Genomic DNA, 17,845 nt, shown 5'->3' with positions numbered 1-17,845 from the left:
TGAACATTGCGCTATAAATTTAAAAGAGTCTTCCTTATCGTTATGGATTCAGTAGGAATTGGTGAGGCACCTGATGCAGATAAGTTTAATGATAAAGGAGCTGATACATTAGGTCATATTGCCAAGCATATGAACGGTCTGCACATGCCAAACATCGGCGAACTCGGATTAAGTAATATAAGGGAAATACAGGGCATTCCCAAAGCAGAAAATCCAAAAGCACATTATACGAAAATGCAGGAAGCCTCCAACGGCAAAGATACGATGACCGGTCATTGGGAAATAATGGGATTGTTTATCGAACAGCCATTTCGTACATTTCCTGATGGATTTCCTGATGAATTAATTAAACAATTGGAAAATAGGACAGGCCGTAAAATTATCGGAAACAAGCCGGCTTCCGGAACCGCCATATTGGATGAATTAGGAAAGGAACATATGGAAACAGGAAATTTAATTGTTTATACTTCGGCTGATTCCGTGCTGCAGATTGCTGCCCATGAAGAAGTCATTCCTTTGGATGAACAATACAGAATTTGTGAAATCGCCAGGGAATTGACACGTGACAAAAAGTATATGGTGGGCAGAGTAATTGCCCGTCCATTTATCGGAGAGCCCGGGGCGTTTCAACGTACATCCAATAGACATGATTATGCACTGAAACCATTTGGACGTACAGTAATGAACGAACTGAAAGATGAAAATTATGATGTAATTGCCATTGGAAAAATATCCGATATTTATGATGGGGAAGGAATAACAGAAGCGCTGAGGACCATTGATAATGAAGATGGGATGACTAAAATGGCAGCATCAATGGACCAGGACTTTACCGGTATCAGCTTTTTAAATCTTGTTGATTTTGATGCCAAATTCGGTCATCGCAGAGATCCCAAAGGCTATGGAAAAGCGTTGGAAGCTTTTGATAAGAGGTTGCCTGAAGTAGTGAATAAGCTGGAGAAGGACGATTTATTAATAATTACCGCCGACCACGGCAATGACCCGACACACCACGGCACAGACCATACAAGGGAATACGTCCCGCTGCTTATTTTTCATACAGGAATAGAATCAGGAAAAGCATTACCTGTAAGAAAAACTTTTGCCGATATTGGAGAAACTATTGCAGAAAACTTTCACGTAAACAGCCCAAAGTTCGGGAGCAGCTTTTTAAATCAAATTAAATAGAATTGGAGCGGTATAAGATGAGAGAAAAAATCCTTGAGGCAACTGATTATATAAAACAACGAACCGATAAATTACCGGAGATAGGACTGATCCTTGGTTCCGGCCTTGGAGTCCTGGGAGATGAAATAGAAGAAGCGACACCGATTTCCTATAATGACATCCCCCATTTCCCTACTTCCACCGTCAGTGGACATAAAGGACAATTAATTATCGGTCAATTAGAGGGGAAAACAGTGATTGCCATGCAGGGACGTTTTCATTATTATGAGGGCTATTCGTTGCAGCAGGTTACTTTTCCGGTCAGAGTAATGGAACATCTCGGTATTGAATCCATGATTGTTACCAATGCAGCAGGCGGCATTAATGAAAGCTTCGAACCGGGCAATTTGATGATCATATCAGATCATATCAATAATATAGGGGACAACCCACTATTAGGAAAAAATGATGAAACACTTGGTGAACGCTTTCCGGATATGTCAAATGCATACGATCCCGGGTTGATTAAGCATGCAGAAAAATGTGCCGAAGAGCTCAACCTGATGGTGCAAAAAGGAGTATATGCAGCAAACAGCGGTCCGACATATGAAACACCGGCAGAAGTAAAAATGCTAAGAACATGGGGAGCAGACGCTGTCGGGATGTCTACCGTTCCGGAAGTCATTGTTGCCAGACATGCTGGACTGAGAGTACTGGGGATTTCCTGTATATCCAATATGGCAGCAGGCATATTGGATCAGCCGTTAACCCACACCGAAGTCATTGAAACGACAGAACGGGTGAAAGAAGACTTTTTAAAATACGTCAATAAAATCATTCGTACTATTCCAAAATAAAAGGTGATTATAAATGAGAATGTATGACATCATTGAAAAAAAAAGAGATGGATTTTCACTTTCTGAAGAAGAAATTAATTTCTTTATTAACGGATATACAAAAGGGGACATTCCGGACTATCAAATAAGTGCATTATTAATGGCAATTTACTTCCAGAACATGACCGCCGAAGAAAGTGCAAATCTTACTACGGCCATGGTGGAGTCGGGGGAGAAAATTGACCTTTCCGCTATTGAAGGAATAAAGGTGGATAAACATTCAACTGGTGGCGTTGGTGATACAACTACACTGATCCTCGCTCCATTAGTGGCCTCTGTAGGGGTGCCCGTTGCTAAAATGAGCGGGCGCGGATTGGGCCACACCGGTGGGACAATTGATAAACTTGAAGCTATTTCAGGTTTTCATACTGAAATATCAAACAGGGAATTCATCGATTTGGTTAATAAAAATAAAGTGGCAGTTGTTGGACAATCAGGCAACCTGACCCCAGCCGACAAGAAGCTTTACAGTTTAAGGGACGTTACTGCCACGGTAAATTCCATTCCCTTAATTGCCAGTTCCATTATGAGCAAGAAAATTGCTTCCGGCGCGGATGCCATCGTACTTGATGTAAAAAAAGGTGCAGGAGCATTTATGAAAGAAGAAGAAGAAGCAAGAAGGCTTGCTGAAACAATGGTCTCAATCGGCAATAAAGTAGGAAGAAAGACAATGGCAGTCATTTCCGATATGAGTCAGCCATTAGGTAATGCTGTTGGTAACGCGCTGGAAGTAAAGGAAGCTATTGACACATTAAGAGGCACCGGACCAAAAGATTTAACAGAACTTTGTCTGACTTTAGGCAGCCAAATGGTTGTATTGGCAGGCCAGGCAGAAAACATGGAAGAGGCTAAAGGTAGATTGCAAGAAAGCTTACAAAACGGAAATGCGATAAATAAATTTAAAGAATTCCTTGATTCACAGGGTGGAGACAGCACAGTGGCAGATCAACCTGATCTACTTCCGCAGTCAGCATATAAAATAGAGCTCCCCGCAAAAACGTCAGGGAAAGTTGCAGCCATGGAGGCAGATACTATTGGTTCTGCTGCTATGATGCTGGGAGCCGGCAGGGCAACAAAGGACACAAATATTGATTTATCCGTAGGTATTGTACTCCATAAGAAGATTGGTGATCATACAGAGGCAGGGGAACCGCTTTTAACTATTTACAGTAATGATGAATCGGTGGATGAGGTAAAGGAAAAATTATACAAAAGCATTTCCATTTCCGATCAACAGGTTAAAATACCCGAATTAGTTTACGACTCCATTACAGACTGATTATTTAAAATATAATGTTATCAAAATAGATACACGTTAGTGCTGCACCTCAAAAGTTAGAGTAAAAATCTAATTTTTGGGGTGTTTTTTTGTAATGGGTGAATTCTCCTCCTGTCCGAACTTCCGTAGTGAAAGCAAGCTAAATGTTTTTTCCTGTTCAAACATATTATGAGCCATAAAGTCCATAATAAATGACAGGAAAAATAATAACAGGAGGCTAAGATGTATGCAACAAGAGACGCTACACGAACTGTTACAACAGGCAAGCAATAGAATTCAGGAAGCACAGGAAGCATTCCGGGAAGCACAGGGGTCAAATGAACCCTTTTTTGAGCAGGCTGTACGATTATTAACGGAAGGGGAGCAGGTACTGAAAAACGCCCAGCAGCAGGCCGGCACAGAGGCAACGGAAAATCCGCAATTCCAGCAGGCCTATGAACAACTTCATGATACCAGGCAGCAACTACAGGATATAAAGCATAATAACCATGGAGTATAACAAATATATTAAAGACGTTTACAGAGCCATTAACACTTTGCAAAGCAAAGGTTAATGGTTTATTTACTTAAAGCAGCTTTAATAAAAAGTGGCGAGGCACTAATTTTACGCGTATAAAATTTACCTTTTCCGTCAACCCTAGAGTTATATTGATTGTTGGAGGTAAAGTCTATGAAAAAGAGCGCAGTAATTGTCAGCATTATATTTTCTTTTCTGCTCGTTATTAATAACCCTGTGACTGCAGAAGAAGAGAACAATAACGAACAGGAACAATTAAATCTGGCTCCTGACGCGGAATCTGCCATCTTAATGGAAAGAGATACAGGAGAGATACTGTTCGATAAAAATGCAGAGGAGAAACTGCCGCCCGCGAGTATGACAAAAGTGATGACACTGCTTCTCATTATGGAAGAGCTGGAAAAAGGCAACCTGACTTATGAGGAAACGATACGAGTGAGTGAAAGAGCGGCTTCCATGGGGGGGTCCCAAATCTTCCTGGAAGCAGGAGAAGAAATGACTGTGGAAGACCTGCTGAAGGGGGTCGCTATTGCATCAGGGAATGATGCCAGTGTGGCCTTGGCGGAGAGAATTTCAGGCAGCGAAGAAGCTTTTGTTGAAAGAATGAATGAAAAAGCTGCAGAACTTGGATTGGAAAATACAAATTTTCAAAATACTACCGGATTGCCGGCAGATGACCATTTTAGTACATCGCTTGATATGGCAATCATTGCCAGGGAACTACTGAAATACGAAAAAATAACGGAGTACACCTCCATTTATGAAGATTATTTACGGAAAGGAGAGGAGAATGAATTTTGGCTCGTAAACACAAATAAATTGGTGAAATTTTATCCCGGTGTAGACGGATTGAAAACAGGATTTACGAACGAAGCCAAGTATTGCTTGACTGCCACAGCAGAAAAAAATGATATGAGAGTTATTACCGTAGTAATGGGAGCGGAGAACACAAAAAAAAGAAATGCTGCCGTATCCCAAATGCTGGATTACGCATTTAATCATTTTGAAACAAAAAAGCTTTTTAACAAAGGGGAAAAGATAACTGATTTGCAATTGTTAAAAGCAGAAAATAAAAACATCGACATCGTAGCTTCCGAATCAATTAGTACTTTGCATGAAAAAGGAGAAACAACGGAGGACATTACGACAGAAGTCGAATTTTATTCTGACATTACCGTCCCGTTAAAAAAAGGGGATCAGGTGGGAACCCTGTATGTGAAAAACGGGGATGAAATTTTATCCGAAAGTAATTTAACCATTGACCAGGATATAGATAAAGCTTCGTATTATACCTTCTTTAAAAGGTCTTTGCAAAAATTGTTGAAAACTGATTGATATCTTCTAAATTCCTGGATTTTCTTCTTCTTTTGTCATGCAGCAGGAATTAAACAGATGAATATCGAAAAGGGAGTATGAAGTAATTATAAGGAGGAAAAGCAATGGGGCTTAATTCATCGTTTACAACGAAAGAAAATGTACTCGTTGTCAGATTGTCAGGGGAATTGGATCATCATGAGGCTGAGGGCTTAAGAAGTGAATGGAAAGAAAAGATGGAGACAAAAGAAGTAAAGCATGTTCTTTTAAACCTTGAAGCTGTTACTTTTATGGACAGCTCCGGGCTTGGCGTTATATTAGGCAGGTACAAAGAAGTTTTGCAACTTGGCGGTGAAATGGTAGTCTGCTCAATTTCACCGCCAATCAAGCGTTTGTTTGAAATGTCCGGCATGTTTAAGATTATTCGTCTTGAGGAAAATGAAGCATTTGCACTAGTATCACTGGGGGTGGCATCATGAAAAATGAAATGCATATAGAATTTTTAAGTGTAAGTGAAAACGAGGCTTTTGCAAGGGTTACAGTGGGAGCTTTTATTTCCCAGCTGGATCCTACGATGGAAGAATTGACAGAAATAAAAACAGTGGTTTCAGAGGCTGTTACGAATGCTATTATTCACGGTTATAATAATGAAAGACACCATAAAATCTCCATTACCTGCACACTCTATGAGGGAGAAATTGAACTGACTATTAAAGATAGTGGAATTGGCATCAAAAATATAGACGAGGCCCGCCAGCCCTTATATACATCCAAACCTGAACTGGAAAGGTCGGGCATGGGCTTTACGATCATTGAAAATTTTATGGATACAGTTGAGGTTATTTCCGATCCTGAAAGTGGAACAATCGTTCATATGACAAAGCAGCTAATAAACAGCAGGACTGTTTATAATTAGGGATGCCTATGAATGTAGATGTGAAAAATAACAATAAGCGGAAAGAGACCTTGACTGATGAACAAATAAAAGAATTGATCCATCAAAGTCAGAACGGGGACAAGCACGCAAGGGACACGCTGGTAGAAAGCAATGTGCGATTGGTGTGGTCTGTAGTGCAGCGATTTATAAACAGAGGTTATGACCCTGATGACTTATTTCAGATTGGAAGTATCGGCTTAATCAAATCCATAGATAAATTCGATCTTTCCTATGATGTCCGGTTTTCCACTTATGCCGTTCCCATGATCATAGGGGAAATCCAGCGTTTTATCAGAGACGATGGAAGTTTAAAAGTGAGCAGATCATTGAAAGAAATAGGAAATAAAATTCGAAGGAAAAAGGACGAATTAACAAAAGAAATGGGGAGATCCCCAACTGTTAATGAAATTGCAGATGCTATGGATATTACTCCTGAAGAAGTAGTACATGCACAGGAAGCAGCCAAATCACCTCACTCTATTCATGAGACGGTATTTGAAAATGATGGAGATCCCATTACACTATTGGATCAAATTGCCGACACGGATTCAAAGTGGTTTGATAGAATTTCCTTACAGGATGCCATTCGAAACCTGGATAAAAGAGAGAGGATAATCGTTTATTTAAGGTATTATAAGGACCAGACACAATCGGAAGTTGCTAAAAGATTGGGAATATCTCAGGTGCAGGTTTCGAGATTGGAAAAAAAGATTTTAAAAGAAATGAAAGTAAGTATGGAGTGAAAGCACAGTGATGGATATTTCGGTCACTGGTCTTGCAGAGGTGCCGGAAACTCCTGCAACAAAGCTGTTCCGATGCAGTTCTTTATTTTCTTATGATAAAGCCTGTGTCGTTGGGCAGCTTTTATTTTCTTCTAAATAATAAGTCCATGTATGTATTTTTACCTTCCTAATGATCAATTTTATGTCAGCGTAATAATTCATCCTCATTTGACAAATACTATTCTCAGACAACATCAATCATGCAAAGGATGTATTGCCATGCCCGAGATTGTATATCTGAGAATGAAAAAAAAGCTTGTCTTGTCTGAAAGAATCCACGTACATCTGAAGGATATCGCCTATATTTCAACCAATACAGGAAAACAAAAACAAAAACTTGAAAACACACCTATTTACCGTATTACAAAGAAAGATAAAAATACAGTCATTATCGACAGTTTTTTAATCATTGATTATTTAAATGAAACTTATGAAGATATGGAATTTCAGCTTATAGGACCCGAACAGACATTGATAAGCATACAAACAGAAGCAAAGTCTCCTTCTATATTGCTGACAGCCTGTGCATGGATCATTTTATTTATAGGTGCAGCAATGACCATTATGAATTTTCATTATGACGTCAGTATGCAGCAAGTACAGCAGCAACTCCACCTTATTCTGACAGGGGAAGAAAATGAATTTCCTCTATGGATTCAAATCCCGTACTCGTTCGGTTTGGGTTTGGGTATGATACTGTTTTTCAACCATTGGTTTAATAAACGCATTAACGAAGAACCGAGCCCCCTGGAAGTGGAAATTTTTAATTACCAGCAGAATCTTGATCAATATGTGAAGTATCATGAAAACAAAATAAAATGATACAAACGTTGATGAGTCAGTTTATCCAGCTGCTTATTGGTTTTAGCGGGGGGCTTGCTGTAGGTGCTGGCTTTGTTGCGTTTTTGACTGTTCTGGGTATAATTCCGAGGTTAATTCAGTTAACGAAATCGGAAAAATATATAAATGTCTATATTTCCGGCGTCATTGCCGGTTCATTAATGGGGACATTTCTTTCGTTTACATCTGTAACATGGAATCACCCCATTCTACTATTATTATTGTGGGGACTATTGCACGGTATTTTTAATGGTATGCTGGCAGCGGCACTGACTGAAGTTCTAAATGTATTTCCTATATTATATAAACGACTTGGAATAGACAGGCATTTGATGTGGCTATTTATGGCAGTTGCACTTGGGAAAATTACAGGTTCACTATTTCAATGGCTCTATTTCGTTACCTTTTAGGCAATTTTAATTTGGAGTGATTTTTTTGGAAAAGCAGGATAATAAAATACCGGTATCAAGTAAAATAGATAAGAATGAAGCATATATGAATGAAAAGTTGGGTCTTGGTGTTTCCTATGATCTTGGGTTTAGAGAGCTTATTATTTTGAAAAAGAAAGTGCATATTTACTATTTAAACGGACTATGCGATTCAGCAATTGTACAGGAAATTTTAAAAGTGCTGGTTGCCATTAATGATTTTGAAAGCAATCAAAAAAAACTGCCGGAAATTATAGAAAATCGTCTTGTACACCAGCAGCTGGAACCGACGGAAACAATGGATGAAGCTGTTGATCAATTACTTTCGGGATTAATTGTTGTATTTATAAACGGCTACAAATATGCATTTGTTGTAGATGTTCGAAGCTATCCGGGCAGAACGCCGGAAGAACCTGATACTGAACGTGTTGTAAGGGGTTCAAGGGATGGATATACAGAAAACATAGTTGAAAACACTGCCTTAAACAGAAGGAGAATCCGCGATGCCCGCCTTCGCCATGAGATGTTAAAGGTTGGCGAAAGATCCAAGACAGACGTTTGTTTAAGTTATATTGAAGATGTGGCAGATGAGGGGCTTATCCAATTAATTAAGGACCGGATCAATGAAATCGAAATCGACGGAATTTCCATGGCCGATAAAGCACTGGAGGAATTCGTCATTGACCGCAAATGGAATCCCTATCCGCTTGTCAGGTATACAGAAAGGCCTGATGTCGCAGCGAATCATTTATTGGAAGGACATGTTATTATTCATGTAGACACATCACCAAGTGCGATTATTTTACCAACAACTTATTTTCATCACCTTCAGCATGCGGAAGAGTACCGTCAGACGCCCGCTCTGGGCACATTTGTCCGATGGGTAAGGTTTTTTGCAGTACTTCTCTCCATTTATTTGCTGCCATTTTGGCTATTGCTCGTGGAAGAACCTGCACTTCTTCCTGCTGAATTATCCTATATAGGGCCCACCGAAACTGGAAATTTAACTGTAATGACGCAAATTCTGCTAGCAGTTATAGGTGTAGAATTTTTAAGAATGGCGGCAATCCATACACCTACCCCTTTATCCACTGCTCTCGGTTTGATTGCTGCTGTATTAATTGGACAAATTGCAATTGATGTCGGAATGTTTACACCTGAAGTCATTTTATATGTTGCCATTGCAGCTACCGGCGGTTATGTAACTCCAAGTCATGAATTGAGTGTTGCCAATAAAGTAATCAGTTTATTCCTGATTGTACTAACTGGATTTTTTGGCTTAATCGGATTTACAGTAAGCATTGTTTTGCATGTACTGTTCTTAACCCATATGAGGTCTTTAAGAACACCTTATCTATGGCCGCTTATCCCTTTCAACCCAAGAGCCATGCTGCATACAATAATTCGTATTCCTGCACCATTTACTAACAGCAGACCAAGTATTGTACACCCAAAAAACAATTACCGTCAGCCTGATAAAAGTGGCCGAAACAAAAGCAGATAACGCAAATAGAAATGCTGAAGACATACAAAACAAATTGCTCGTAAAAAAGATAGTATCATCATGGCTGCTTCATAACTCATGCGCTCTATAATTGCGTTTAAAATGAGATAGGTGGTACAATATAGTAGTCTTTTATATATAGCAGGGAGATGATAAAATGGCAAAAAAAGGATACTTTTTATTGGATAACGGAAATAAAATTGAATTTGACCTGTATCCAGAGGAAGCTCCAAATACAGTAGCAAATTTTGAAAAACTTGCTAATGATAAGTTTTATGATGGACTGACATTCCACCGGGTTATCCAGGGATTTGTCAGCCAGGGCGGTTGTCCAAGAGGAGATGGCACCGGCAATGCAGGTTACACAATTAATTGTGAAACAGAGGGAAATCCTCATAAGCATGTGGAAGGATCTTTATCCATGGCCCACGCGGGAAAAGATACGGGGAGCTGTCAATTTTTTATTGTTCATGAGCCACAGCCCCATCTGGATGGAGTGCATACTGTATTTGGACAGGTAACTTCCGGTGTCGAGTATGCCAAAGCGATGAATAACGGGGATATCATGAGTGAAGTTCGTGTATATTCCGAATAACAGCAGGATTGTAAAGTCCCCAGCTGAAACAGGATTTTAAAATGGATATTTTTTTAATAATATACCTTTTATTTGTTGTCGGCCCATTAAGTACTATCTTACATGAGGCCGGCCATGCTTTTGCAGCCCATATGGTTAATGCTGACCGCATCCGGTTATCTATCGGAATGGGGAAAAAAATTTACGGGATATCTTTTGAAAAATTCCGGCTGTCCATCCACCAGTTTTTTTTTATGGGAGGCTATTCTTCCAGTTCCAGATGTAAGCAGTTTAAGTCATTGGAAATGATATGGATCACTTTGCTGGGACCATTAACCAACGCACTGTTCACGGTTATATTTTATTTTGTCCATTTTGTTTTTCCTAATAATTATGTGCTGTTGTTTTTTCTGTTTAATGCGTGGTTAACCATTGTTAATTTGCTTCCTCTGAAAATAGGGGGGAAGAAATCTGATGGATATAAAATAGTTCAATTAATAAGAAACAGGAAGTAGCATGGAATACATATATTTCTGTAAATGGCTGATTAAAAAAAGGAATGCACCTTACTGTATTGCACTTTCGATAATTTAAATTTGACAAAATGCATGAATAATGCATAAATATATATACCAACTGAAAATTTTTTGCCGCCATAATATAGCTGATGCAAGATATTACACGTTATGATGTTAAGAGGGGTATTTATGTTAACTCGTTATAAAAAGAACATGGAAAAGATTGCCATGGGATTGTTATCCTTTATGCCTGAAGGAAAAGATGTAAAAAAACTTCAGCAAACAATTAAAGAGTACGAAACCAATCCGGATTGGCATCTCTATTTCTGGAAGGAAGAATCTGTTTTGGGAGCAATCGGGGTGAGAATCGAAAATGAGTTCAATGCTGTTATTCAGCACGTTTCGGTGAATCCTTCCCATCGTAATCATGGAATCGGAAAAAAAATGGTGAATGAAATTAAAAAAATGTATGATGATAAATACGCCGTTTGTGCAACAGATGAAGTTCAACAGTTCTATATTAAATGTATGGAAAATGATGATGAAAGTGACACATAATAAAAAGGCTGTCCCTTTTAACCTGATTGTTTTGCTGCCAAACAAATCAGAAGTCCAGCGGAACAGCCTATTTTTTACGTTCTTGTTCATTTATTTTTTATGCGTTTTACAGATTAGAACCAGGATGCACCTACAATAATCAATAGAATGAACAATACAACAATTAATGCAAATCCTCCACCGTAGTGACCACTCATGTTTATTCCTCCTTAAAAAAATGTTTCATGCTTTACAATACCTACTATATGCATGACATCAAGTAAGTGTTTAGGCGCTTATTGTAATTTTCATATACTGAAAGGACGGTAAATCAAGATGAACCAGTCATACGAAGTAAAATTGGACGCCTTTGAAGGGCCGCTTGATTTATTACTATACTTAATAAATAAATATGAAATAGATATTTACGATATACCTGTAGCTCAAATAACTGAACAGTATATGGAGTATATAAATACAATGCAAACATTGGAACTAAACATAGCAAGTGAGTACCTCGTAATGGCCGCAACGTTAATTTCCATTAAAAGCAAAATGCTTGTGCCGAATCAGCAGACCGTTGAAGAAGATGAGGAATATATGGAGGATCCCAGAGAGGAACTCATGGAACGTCTATTAGAATATAAAAAATATAAACAAGCTGCTCTATCATTACAGGAAAGGGAGCGGTTAGACCATCAGCTGTTCACCAGAAATCCGGCAGCTTTTGAAAGTCTGGATCATCAAGCAACACAACCTCGCATTTCGGAAGATATATCCATTTATGATATGCTTCAGGCGCTTGGTGCACTTTTTGAAAGAAAAAAATGGAACGAACCGCTGGATACAAAGGTTCAGAAGGCTGAAATTCCAATTGGGCAAAGAATGGAGGAAATTTTAACCAGGATTAAAACTGCAGAGGAGGGTCTACTGTTTGATCAACTATTTGCTTATCCTTCTCGTTCGCATATTGTAGTTACATTCGTTGCTTTACTGGAATTAATGAAGAAGAATGAAGTTTATTGTAAACAAAAAAAGCAATTTGATGAAATTCGTATCTATCCTCTGGAGGGATGAGAGTGGAGTTTTCTAATTTAAAGGCAGTAACGGAAGGTTTGCTTTTTGCAAGCGGAGATGAAGGAATTACCGTTAAGCAGCTGTCCAACATACTGGAAATAACAGAAACAACCGTAGAACATGTGTTGGAAGAATTACAATTTGATTATGAAAGCACAGAGCGGGGAATGATGATCATCCAATCGAAACAAATATTCCAGTTAACGACAAAACCGGAACACACCCCCTATTATAAAAAATTACTGGAAACTCCGCAGACAACCAGGTTGTCCCAAGCCGCACTCGAAACCTTGGCCATTATCGCTTACCGTCAGCCGATTACCCGAACGGAAATCGAGGAAATAAGAGGGGTGAAAAGTGACAGGCCTGTTCAAACGCTTCTTACGAGATTGTTAATAGAAGAAGCAGGAAGGAAGGATGGACCCGGGAGACCGGTTTTATTTGTTACAAGCAAAGAATTCTTAACCTATTTCGGATTAACTTCACTCGATGAACTGCCTCCGTTACCCGAAGATATAGATGATGAAGATCTGCAGAAAGAGGCTGAGCTTTTTTTTCTTGACAAAGAGATATAACCTTGGCGGCTAAATTGACATAATAATTAATCAAGGTAAAAGGGAGGTTTTAAAACCTCCCTTTTTGTATGGAATAAATTCCTGAATGTGCCATTACTATTCACTTTACACATATTCAAATCTATAGGCATATGCTACACCGGGGTGATGAAATGGATAACAACAAAGAAACTTATCTTCAAAATCTTTTAAATTGGGGCGATGAAGTAAAAGAATCATTGAAAAACACAGGACTTCCCGAGAAGGAAATAAACACCTGGCTTGCGCAAATTGAAGACTGGCAGAAGAAAATCCATCGTTATCTAAATAAAAACATATCATTGAACAGAGAGCATTTGGAAGAGATTCAAATAGATGGCGAAAGATTATTGTCTGATATAACGAAAAATAAAAAGGAAGATCAACAGCATATTGGCTATGGTAAACATAAGTTACCAGCATTGCCGTATGCGTATGATGCATTGGAGCCGCATATCAGTGGGGAAATTATGAGGTTGCATCACCAGGAGCACCACCAATCCTATGTAGATGGATTAAATGAGGCGGAAACAGCTCTTTATATAAAAAAAACAGACGATAAATTAAAATATTGGCTGCGGAACCAGGCCTTTCATGGTTCAGGCCATTATTTACATTCTATTTTTTGGGAAAATATGACTCCGCATTCCAAAAAGCAACCTCCCGCTGAACTATTAAAACGGATTAAAAAAGATTTTGGCTCATGGAGTAAATTTAAGGAACTATTTTCAAATACAGCTGCTTCCGTAGAAGGAGATGGGTGGGCAGTGTTACTTTGGAGCCCAATGGCCAGAAGACTTGCCGTACAATCCTTTGAAAAGCATCAATTGTTTCATCTTGCAAATACCATTCCTTTACTCGTATTGGATGTTTGGGAACATGCCTATTACCTTCAATATCAAACAGATAAAGAAGCCTATATCAATAATTGGTGGAATGTCGTAAATTGGGACAATGTCAATGAAAGATATTTGAATGCACGTAAATTAAACTAAAAAGAGATAACACTTTAACTTCGAATAATTCACTGATTCAAGGAGGTTTGAAATCCTCCTTTATTTATTTTATGACGTTTAGCTTATTATCATTGCAGTTATTTTTATCACCCTGTTATCTATTTTACATTCCTGTTTACTGGGATTGGAAGATGTTTTAATCATATAAGTGCATTTGCTGCATAAAATGTACAGACTCATTATCTGGCAGGAGGATATCCAAAATGCGAGTTTTTATATGTATAATATCTATTTTATCCATCGGGTTAATTTTTCCGGTTTCCGGACATGCATCGATCCATGTATCAGGCAATAACGCCATATTACTTGAACAGTCGACCGGAAGGGTACTGTTTGAAAAAAATGCCCATGAAAAAGCATCCATTGCTAGTATAACAAAAATAATGACGGCCATTATTGCCATTGAATCGGGAAAAATGGATGAAAAGGCGATTGCCTCGAGAAAAGCTATATATACTGAAGGATCTTCCATTTATCTGGAGCAGGGGGAAAAAATGAAGATTGAAGATCTCGTTTATGGGCTAATGCTCAGATCCGGCAACGATGCAGCTGTAGTGATTGCTGAACATATTGGAGGCAGTGAAGAGGGCTTTGTCCACTTGATGAATGAAAAGGCAAAATGGCTGGGCATGACGAATACGAATTTCGATAACCCACATGGCCTGGATGCTGAAAACCACTATTCCACTGCATACGACATGGCTATACTAATGCAATATGCTATGCAAAATGAAATCTTTGCGGAGATCTCAGGAACGACGAATTACTTATCCGAAAGCAGAACTTACAGCTGGCAAAATAAAAATAAATTATTAACCCAATTTTATGAGTACTGTACCGGTGGAAAAACAGGATATACGAGAAGCACAGGCAGAACCTTGGTTACTTCTGCCGAAAAAGAGGACATGCAGTTAATTGCAGTAACTTTAAATGCTCCGGATGATTGGCAGGATCATATCAGCATGTTTGAATGGGGTTTTGACGAGTTTGATATGCATCCGCTTATCAAAAAAGGGGAATTTCTATATCAATTCAGTGGGCTGGAAGACGCTGCCACCGGCTACCTGGATAAAGATGTAATCTACCCATTGACAGAAAATGAGAGGGGCAATATCAGGAACAGAAATTTTATATTGAAGGAGGGTTCCTTGGAGAAAGGTAAGATAATTGGAAGATCAGTATTTTACCTGGAAGATCAGTGGATAGCCGACACGCCTATTTTTTCTCCAACAACCGATACAGATGGTATTCTCACCGGCATTTATACTATGTACAAAAAGTTGACCGGAGTTTATGAGCATGGTTAATATTATTTGGGCATCCATGGCAATTATAGGCATCCTGTACGCTATGATCAATGGAACGATGGATCAGGTAAACGAAGCAGTATTTGAAAGTGCAAATGAAGCTGTCACCTTATCCATAGGGTTAATCAGTGTTCTCGTATTCTGGCTCGGAATTATGAGAGTTGCTGAAAAAGCAGGAATTTTAAAGATGCTGTCCAAATTGTTCCGCCCCATTGTCACCCGTTTATTTCCGGAAATTCCTAAAGATCATCCGGCCATGGGATATATTTTATCCAACATAACTGCCAATTTATTCGGTTTGGGCAATGCAGCTACGCCGATGGGCATTAAAGCGATGGAACAAATGAAAGCAATAAGCGGAACAGATTCTGCTTCAAGGTCAATGATCACATTTCTGGCTTTAAACACCTCCAGCTTGACGATTGTACCAACAACCGTCATAGCCATTCGAATGCAATATAATTCGGTTTCACCTACAGAAATAGTCGGTACTACCATTATTGCTACTGCCATTTCAACCGTATCAGCTATATTAATTGATCGCTTCTTTTATTATCAACGGACCCGGAGGAGCTAAATATGGGACTAGTTACTACATTGAGTATATGGTTAATACCATGCTTCCTGTTAATTGTACTCCTTACAGCAACATGGAAAAAGGTGCCTGCTTATGAAACATTTGTAGAGGGCGGGAAGGAAGGAATTAAAATGGCCTTTAATTTACTTCCGTTTCTCGTCGGAATGATTGTTTCCATTTCCATCCTTCGCAGCTCAGGAGCACTGGAAGCTTTCATCGGCCTTATTTCGCCCCTGCTGACCTATGTCGGTATTCCAGCTGACATTGTACCGCTCGCACTAATCAGGCCAATTTCAGGAACAGCCGCTTTGGGTATGACCACAGAACTGATTGATACACATGGGCCGGATTCATTCATCGGCAGACTGGCTTCTACGATGCAGGGAAGTACAGATACGACATTGTATATTCTAACTGTCTATTTCGGAGCAGTAGGCATCAGAAAAATGGGAGATGCCCTTAAAGTTGGACTATTAGCTGATATCACTGGTATAATTGCATCAATTATTATAGTTTCCATCTTATTTGGATAAGACTTTAAATTAGCGTTAACGATAAGTTAACGCTATTATTGTGTATGAAAACAATAGTAAAGGTGATTAATATGACCAATCGGCAGGAAAGACTGCAAAAAGTAATAGCACAAAGCGGAGTTACCTCAAGAAGAAAAGCTGAAAAGTTAATTACCGATGGACTGGTAACAGTTAATGGTAAATTGATAACAGAGCTTGGTACAAAGGTGTCACCGGCCGATAAAGTGGAAGTGAACGGCGTTCCTATTGAGAAAGAAGAGCCTGTGTATTATTTGCTTTATAAACCGCGTGGTGTCATCTCCAGTCTGAAGGATGATAAACAAAGAAAAGTGGTCACTGATTTTTTTACGGAAATTCCGGAAAGGGTTTTTCCAATAGGGAGGCTGGATTACGATTCCTCGGGGATTATTTTGTTGACGAATGACGGGGAATTTGCCAACCTTCTAATGCACCCGAAATATGAAGTGGATAAAGTCTATGTTGCGAAGATTGAAGGGATGCCAAGCCCGCAGGAGCTGAAACAGTTAAAGAAAGGTGTTCTTTCAGAAAATGAGTGGCTGAGAGCAGTACATTACAAGGTACTATCCACAGACCGCAAAAATAAATCCATGATTATCGAATTAACGTTAAGAGAAGGGAAAAACCGTCATATCAGAAGAATGATGAAGGAACTGGGTTACCCTGTTCAAAAATTGAAAAGAGAAAAGTATGGCATGCTTACTTTAACAGGCTTACAGCCCGGAGAATACCGGAGCTTAACACCAAAAGAGGTAAAGCAAATGAGGAATATGGCACGTAAAATTGTTAAAGAATAGACATATTTTGTCGACTTATATGATGGTATAATGTTATTTGGGAGAGTGAGGCCGATGAGTTTAGAAGAAAGAAAGAGAAAAAAGAAAAACAAAAAAAGAAACCGATTAATCTTTAGATCAGCGGTTCTTGCCGTCTTATTAGGTGCAATTATATTTGCATTGGTGAATAACCTGCAACAGGACCATAACATTTATCGTGTAGGTGATCAGGCACCGGATTTCAAGTTGCAGCAAATTAGTGAAAATAATGATTTGGAATACATTCAGCTGAGTGATTTGCAGGGAAAAGGAGTCATGCTTAACTTTTGGGGAACCTGGTGTGAACCATGCAAGGATGAAATGCCATACATGGAAGAATTATACCCTAAATACCAGGATGAAATAGAGATTGTTGCCGTAAGTCTTGATGCTACGGAACTGGTCATTCATCGGTTTATTGACAGCTTTGACTTATCCTTTCCTATTCCGCATGACACTACAGGAGAAGTAAAGGATCTGTATAAAATTGGCCCCATTCCCAGTACCTTTTTTATAAATCCGGAAGGAGAAATAGTAGAAGTGGTGGAAGGGGCATTAACCTTGGAAAGCCTTGAGGCACACTTACAGGAAATCCGTCCGGTATCATAGTGGAATC

24 protein-coding genes are annotated in these 17,845 nt (G+C 39.0%); 23 read left to right on the top strand and 1 reads right to left on the bottom strand.

All coding sequences use genetic code 11. The features are described 5' to 3' along the window. The first annotated feature begins 6 nt into the window (after window positions 1–6). The 15 genes from deoB (at window position 7) to ACZ42C_RS04860 (ending at window position 11,314) form a co-directional block, all read left to right on the top strand. Entirely contained in the window at window positions 7–1,188 is a 1,182-nt protein-coding gene (gene deoB / locus ACZ42C_RS04930) for a phosphopentomutase (protein ID WP_461180620.1), read from the top strand. A gap of 17 nt (window positions 1,189–1,205) precedes the next feature. After that, the gene (locus ACZ42C_RS04925) at window positions 1,206–2,024 is read left to right on the top strand and encodes a purine-nucleoside phosphorylase (protein WP_461180621.1); all 819 of its coding nucleotides are present in this window, start codon (window positions 1,206–1,208) and stop codon (window positions 2,022–2,024) included. A 13-nt stretch (window positions 2,025–2,037) separates the two neighbouring features. Continuing rightward, window positions 2,038–3,342, top strand: coding sequence for a pyrimidine-nucleoside phosphorylase (locus tag ACZ42C_RS04920; protein WP_461180622.1), 1,305 nt, complete (start codon window positions 2,038–2,040; stop codon window positions 3,340–3,342). A gap of 226 nt (window positions 3,343–3,568) precedes the next feature. Then, window positions 3,569–3,841: a hypothetical protein gene (locus ACZ42C_RS04915; RefSeq protein WP_461180623.1), complete on the top strand. Its 273-nt coding sequence runs from the start codon at window positions 3,569–3,571 to the stop codon at window positions 3,839–3,841. A 171-nt stretch (window positions 3,842–4,012) separates the two neighbouring features. Next, entirely contained in the window at window positions 4,013–5,194 is a 1,182-nt protein-coding gene (locus tag ACZ42C_RS04910) for a D-alanyl-D-alanine carboxypeptidase family protein (RefSeq protein WP_461180624.1), read from the top strand. Window positions 5,195–5,298: 104 nt separating this feature from the next. Then, window positions 5,299–5,652, top strand: coding sequence for an anti-sigma F factor antagonist (spoIIAA, locus tag ACZ42C_RS04905; RefSeq protein ID WP_461180625.1), 354 nt, complete (start codon window positions 5,299–5,301; stop codon window positions 5,650–5,652). Beyond that, window positions 5,649–6,089 carry an anti-sigma F factor gene (gene spoIIAB / locus ACZ42C_RS04900; protein WP_461180626.1) on the top strand — a complete coding sequence of 147 codons (441 nt, stop codon included), beginning with the start codon at window positions 5,649–5,651 and terminating at the stop codon, window positions 6,087–6,089. Before spoIIAA ends, spoIIAB begins: the two co-directional genes overlap by 4 nt. 8 nt (window positions 6,090–6,097) lie before the next feature. Further along, complete coding sequence (gene sigF / locus ACZ42C_RS04895; protein WP_461180627.1) at window positions 6,098–6,853, top strand: RNA polymerase sporulation sigma factor SigF; 756 nt, start codon at window positions 6,098–6,100, stop codon at window positions 6,851–6,853. A 7-nt stretch (window positions 6,854–6,860) separates the two neighbouring features. Next, window positions 6,861–6,992 carry a hypothetical protein gene (locus ACZ42C_RS04890; RefSeq protein WP_461180628.1) on the top strand — a complete coding sequence of 44 codons (132 nt, stop codon included), beginning with the start codon at window positions 6,861–6,863 and terminating at the stop codon, window positions 6,990–6,992. Window positions 6,993–7,111: 119 nt separating this feature from the next. Then, window positions 7,112–7,714, top strand: a complete 603-nt coding sequence (locus ACZ42C_RS04885) for a stage V sporulation protein AA (RefSeq protein WP_461180629.1) — start codon at window positions 7,112–7,114, stop codon at window positions 7,712–7,714. After that, window positions 7,711–8,142, top strand: coding sequence for a stage V sporulation protein AB (locus ACZ42C_RS04880; protein WP_464891330.1), 432 nt, complete (start codon window positions 7,711–7,713; stop codon window positions 8,140–8,142). Before ACZ42C_RS04885 ends, ACZ42C_RS04880 begins: the two co-directional genes overlap by 4 nt. Before the next feature lie 25 nt (window positions 8,143–8,167). Continuing rightward, complete coding sequence (locus ACZ42C_RS04875) at window positions 8,168–9,664, top strand: spore germination protein (RefSeq protein WP_461180631.1); 1,497 nt, start codon at window positions 8,168–8,170, stop codon at window positions 9,662–9,664. 157 nt (window positions 9,665–9,821) lie between these two features. Beyond that, a complete protein-coding gene (locus ACZ42C_RS04870; protein WP_461180632.1) occupies window positions 9,822–10,259 on the top strand; it encodes a peptidylprolyl isomerase in 438 nt (145 codons plus the stop codon). A gap of 41 nt (window positions 10,260–10,300) precedes the next feature. Next, window positions 10,301–10,753, top strand: coding sequence for a site-2 protease family protein (locus ACZ42C_RS04865; RefSeq protein ID WP_461180633.1), 453 nt, complete (start codon window positions 10,301–10,303; stop codon window positions 10,751–10,753). A gap of 192 nt (window positions 10,754–10,945) precedes the next feature. Continuing rightward, the gene (locus tag ACZ42C_RS04860; protein WP_461180634.1) at window positions 10,946–11,314 is read left to right on the top strand and encodes a GNAT family N-acetyltransferase; all 369 of its coding nucleotides are present in this window, start codon (window positions 10,946–10,948) and stop codon (window positions 11,312–11,314) included. A gap of 113 nt (window positions 11,315–11,427) precedes the next feature. On the opposite strand, the gene ACZ42C_RS04855 is transcribed toward ACZ42C_RS04860, so the two are convergent. After that, window positions 11,428–11,511 carry a YjcZ family sporulation protein gene (locus ACZ42C_RS04855; RefSeq protein ID WP_461180675.1) on the bottom strand — a complete coding sequence of 28 codons (84 nt, stop codon included), beginning with the start codon at window positions 11,509–11,511 and terminating at the stop codon, window positions 11,428–11,430. Window positions 11,512–11,629: 118 nt separating this feature from the next. On the opposite strand from ACZ42C_RS04855, the gene ACZ42C_RS04850 reads away from it, so the two are divergent. The 8 genes from ACZ42C_RS04850 to resA all read left to right on the top strand — a co-directional run bounded on the left by ACZ42C_RS04850 (window position 11,630) and on the right by resA (window position 17,838). Beyond that, window positions 11,630–12,370 carry a segregation/condensation protein A gene (locus tag ACZ42C_RS04850; RefSeq protein WP_461180635.1) on the top strand — a complete coding sequence of 247 codons (741 nt, stop codon included), beginning with the start codon at window positions 11,630–11,632 and terminating at the stop codon, window positions 12,368–12,370. A 2-nt stretch (window positions 12,371–12,372) separates the two neighbouring features. Then, on the top strand, window positions 12,373–12,945 hold the full coding sequence (gene scpB, locus ACZ42C_RS04845; RefSeq protein ID WP_461180636.1) for an SMC-Scp complex subunit ScpB: 573 nt from the start codon (window positions 12,373–12,375) through the stop codon (window positions 12,943–12,945). A gap of 152 nt (window positions 12,946–13,097) precedes the next feature. After that, window positions 13,098–13,958, top strand: a complete 861-nt coding sequence (locus ACZ42C_RS04840) for a superoxide dismutase (RefSeq protein ID WP_461180637.1) — start codon at window positions 13,098–13,100, stop codon at window positions 13,956–13,958. Window positions 13,959–14,182: 224 nt separating this feature from the next. Further along, entirely contained in the window at window positions 14,183–15,286 is a 1,104-nt protein-coding gene (locus tag ACZ42C_RS04835; protein WP_461180638.1) for a D-alanyl-D-alanine carboxypeptidase family protein, read from the top strand. Further along, a complete protein-coding gene (locus tag ACZ42C_RS04830; protein ID WP_461180639.1) occupies window positions 15,279–15,863 on the top strand; it encodes a nucleoside recognition domain-containing protein in 585 nt (194 codons plus the stop codon). Before ACZ42C_RS04835 ends, ACZ42C_RS04830 begins: the two co-directional genes overlap by 8 nt. 2 nt (window positions 15,864–15,865) lie before the next feature. Further along, window positions 15,866–16,396: a spore maturation protein gene (locus tag ACZ42C_RS04825; RefSeq protein ID WP_461180640.1), complete on the top strand. Its 531-nt coding sequence runs from the start codon at window positions 15,866–15,868 to the stop codon at window positions 16,394–16,396. A gap of 71 nt (window positions 16,397–16,467) precedes the next feature. Then, window positions 16,468–17,211: a pseudouridine synthase gene (locus tag ACZ42C_RS04820; protein WP_461180641.1), complete on the top strand. Its 744-nt coding sequence runs from the start codon at window positions 16,468–16,470 to the stop codon at window positions 17,209–17,211. A 54-nt stretch (window positions 17,212–17,265) separates the two neighbouring features. After that, entirely contained in the window at window positions 17,266–17,838 is a 573-nt protein-coding gene (gene resA / locus ACZ42C_RS04815) for a thiol-disulfide oxidoreductase ResA (protein WP_461180642.1), read from the top strand. The last annotated feature ends 7 nt before the right edge of the window (window positions 17,839–17,845 follow it).

The sequence above is a fragment of the Virgibacillus kimchii genome (assembly GCF_055379185.1).
This window is presented reverse-complemented; position numbering and strand designations above follow the sequence as displayed.

Bases quoted from the DNA above. Each gene is read 5' to 3' on its own strand.
- ACZ42C_RS04925 (WP_461180621.1), top strand. From the start codon at position 1,206: ATGAGAGAAAAAATCCTTGAGGCAACTGATTATATAAAACAACGAACC.
- ACZ42C_RS04920 (WP_461180622.1), top strand. From the start codon at position 2,038: ATGAGAATGTATGACATCATTGAAAAAAAAAGAGATGGATTTTCACTT.
- ACZ42C_RS04915 (WP_461180623.1), top strand. From the start codon at position 3,569: ATGCAACAAGAGACGCTACACGAACTGTTACAACAGGCAAGCAATAGA.
- ACZ42C_RS04910 (WP_461180624.1), top strand. From the start codon at position 4,013: ATGAAAAAGAGCGCAGTAATTGTCAGCATTATATTTTCTTTTCTGCTC.
- spoIIAA (WP_461180625.1), top strand. From the start codon at position 5,299: ATGGGGCTTAATTCATCGTTTACAACGAAAGAAAATGTACTCGTTGTC.
- spoIIAB (WP_461180626.1), top strand. From the start codon at position 5,649: ATGAAAAATGAAATGCATATAGAATTTTTAAGTGTAAGTGAAAACGAG.
- sigF (WP_461180627.1), top strand. From the start codon at position 6,098: ATGAATGTAGATGTGAAAAATAACAATAAGCGGAAAGAGACCTTGACT.
- ACZ42C_RS04885 (WP_461180629.1), top strand. From the start codon at position 7,112: ATGCCCGAGATTGTATATCTGAGAATGAAAAAAAAGCTTGTCTTGTCT.
- ACZ42C_RS04880 (WP_464891330.1), top strand. From the start codon at position 7,711: ATGATACAAACGTTGATGAGTCAGTTTATCCAGCTGCTTATTGGTTTT.
- ACZ42C_RS04870 (WP_461180632.1), top strand. From the start codon at position 9,822: ATGGCAAAAAAAGGATACTTTTTATTGGATAACGGAAATAAAATTGAA.
- ACZ42C_RS04865 (WP_461180633.1), top strand. From the start codon at position 10,301: ATGGATATTTTTTTAATAATATACCTTTTATTTGTTGTCGGCCCATTA.
- ACZ42C_RS04860 (WP_461180634.1), top strand. From the start codon at position 10,946: ATGTTAACTCGTTATAAAAAGAACATGGAAAAGATTGCCATGGGATTG.
- ACZ42C_RS04855 (WP_461180675.1), bottom strand. From the start codon at position 11,511: ATGAGTGGTCACTACGGTGGAGGATTTGCATTAATTGTTGTATTGTTC.
- ACZ42C_RS04850 (WP_461180635.1), top strand. From the start codon at position 11,630: ATGAACCAGTCATACGAAGTAAAATTGGACGCCTTTGAAGGGCCGCTT.
- ACZ42C_RS04840 (WP_461180637.1), top strand. From the start codon at position 13,098: ATGGATAACAACAAAGAAACTTATCTTCAAAATCTTTTAAATTGGGGC.
- ACZ42C_RS04835 (WP_461180638.1), top strand. From the start codon at position 14,183: ATGCGAGTTTTTATATGTATAATATCTATTTTATCCATCGGGTTAATT.
- ACZ42C_RS04830 (WP_461180639.1), top strand. From the start codon at position 15,279: ATGGTTAATATTATTTGGGCATCCATGGCAATTATAGGCATCCTGTAC.
- ACZ42C_RS04825 (WP_461180640.1), top strand. From the start codon at position 15,866: ATGGGACTAGTTACTACATTGAGTATATGGTTAATACCATGCTTCCTG.
- ACZ42C_RS04820 (WP_461180641.1), top strand. From the start codon at position 16,468: ATGACCAATCGGCAGGAAAGACTGCAAAAAGTAATAGCACAAAGCGGA.
- resA (WP_461180642.1), top strand. From the start codon at position 17,266: ATGAGTTTAGAAGAAAGAAAGAGAAAAAAGAAAAACAAAAAAAGAAAC.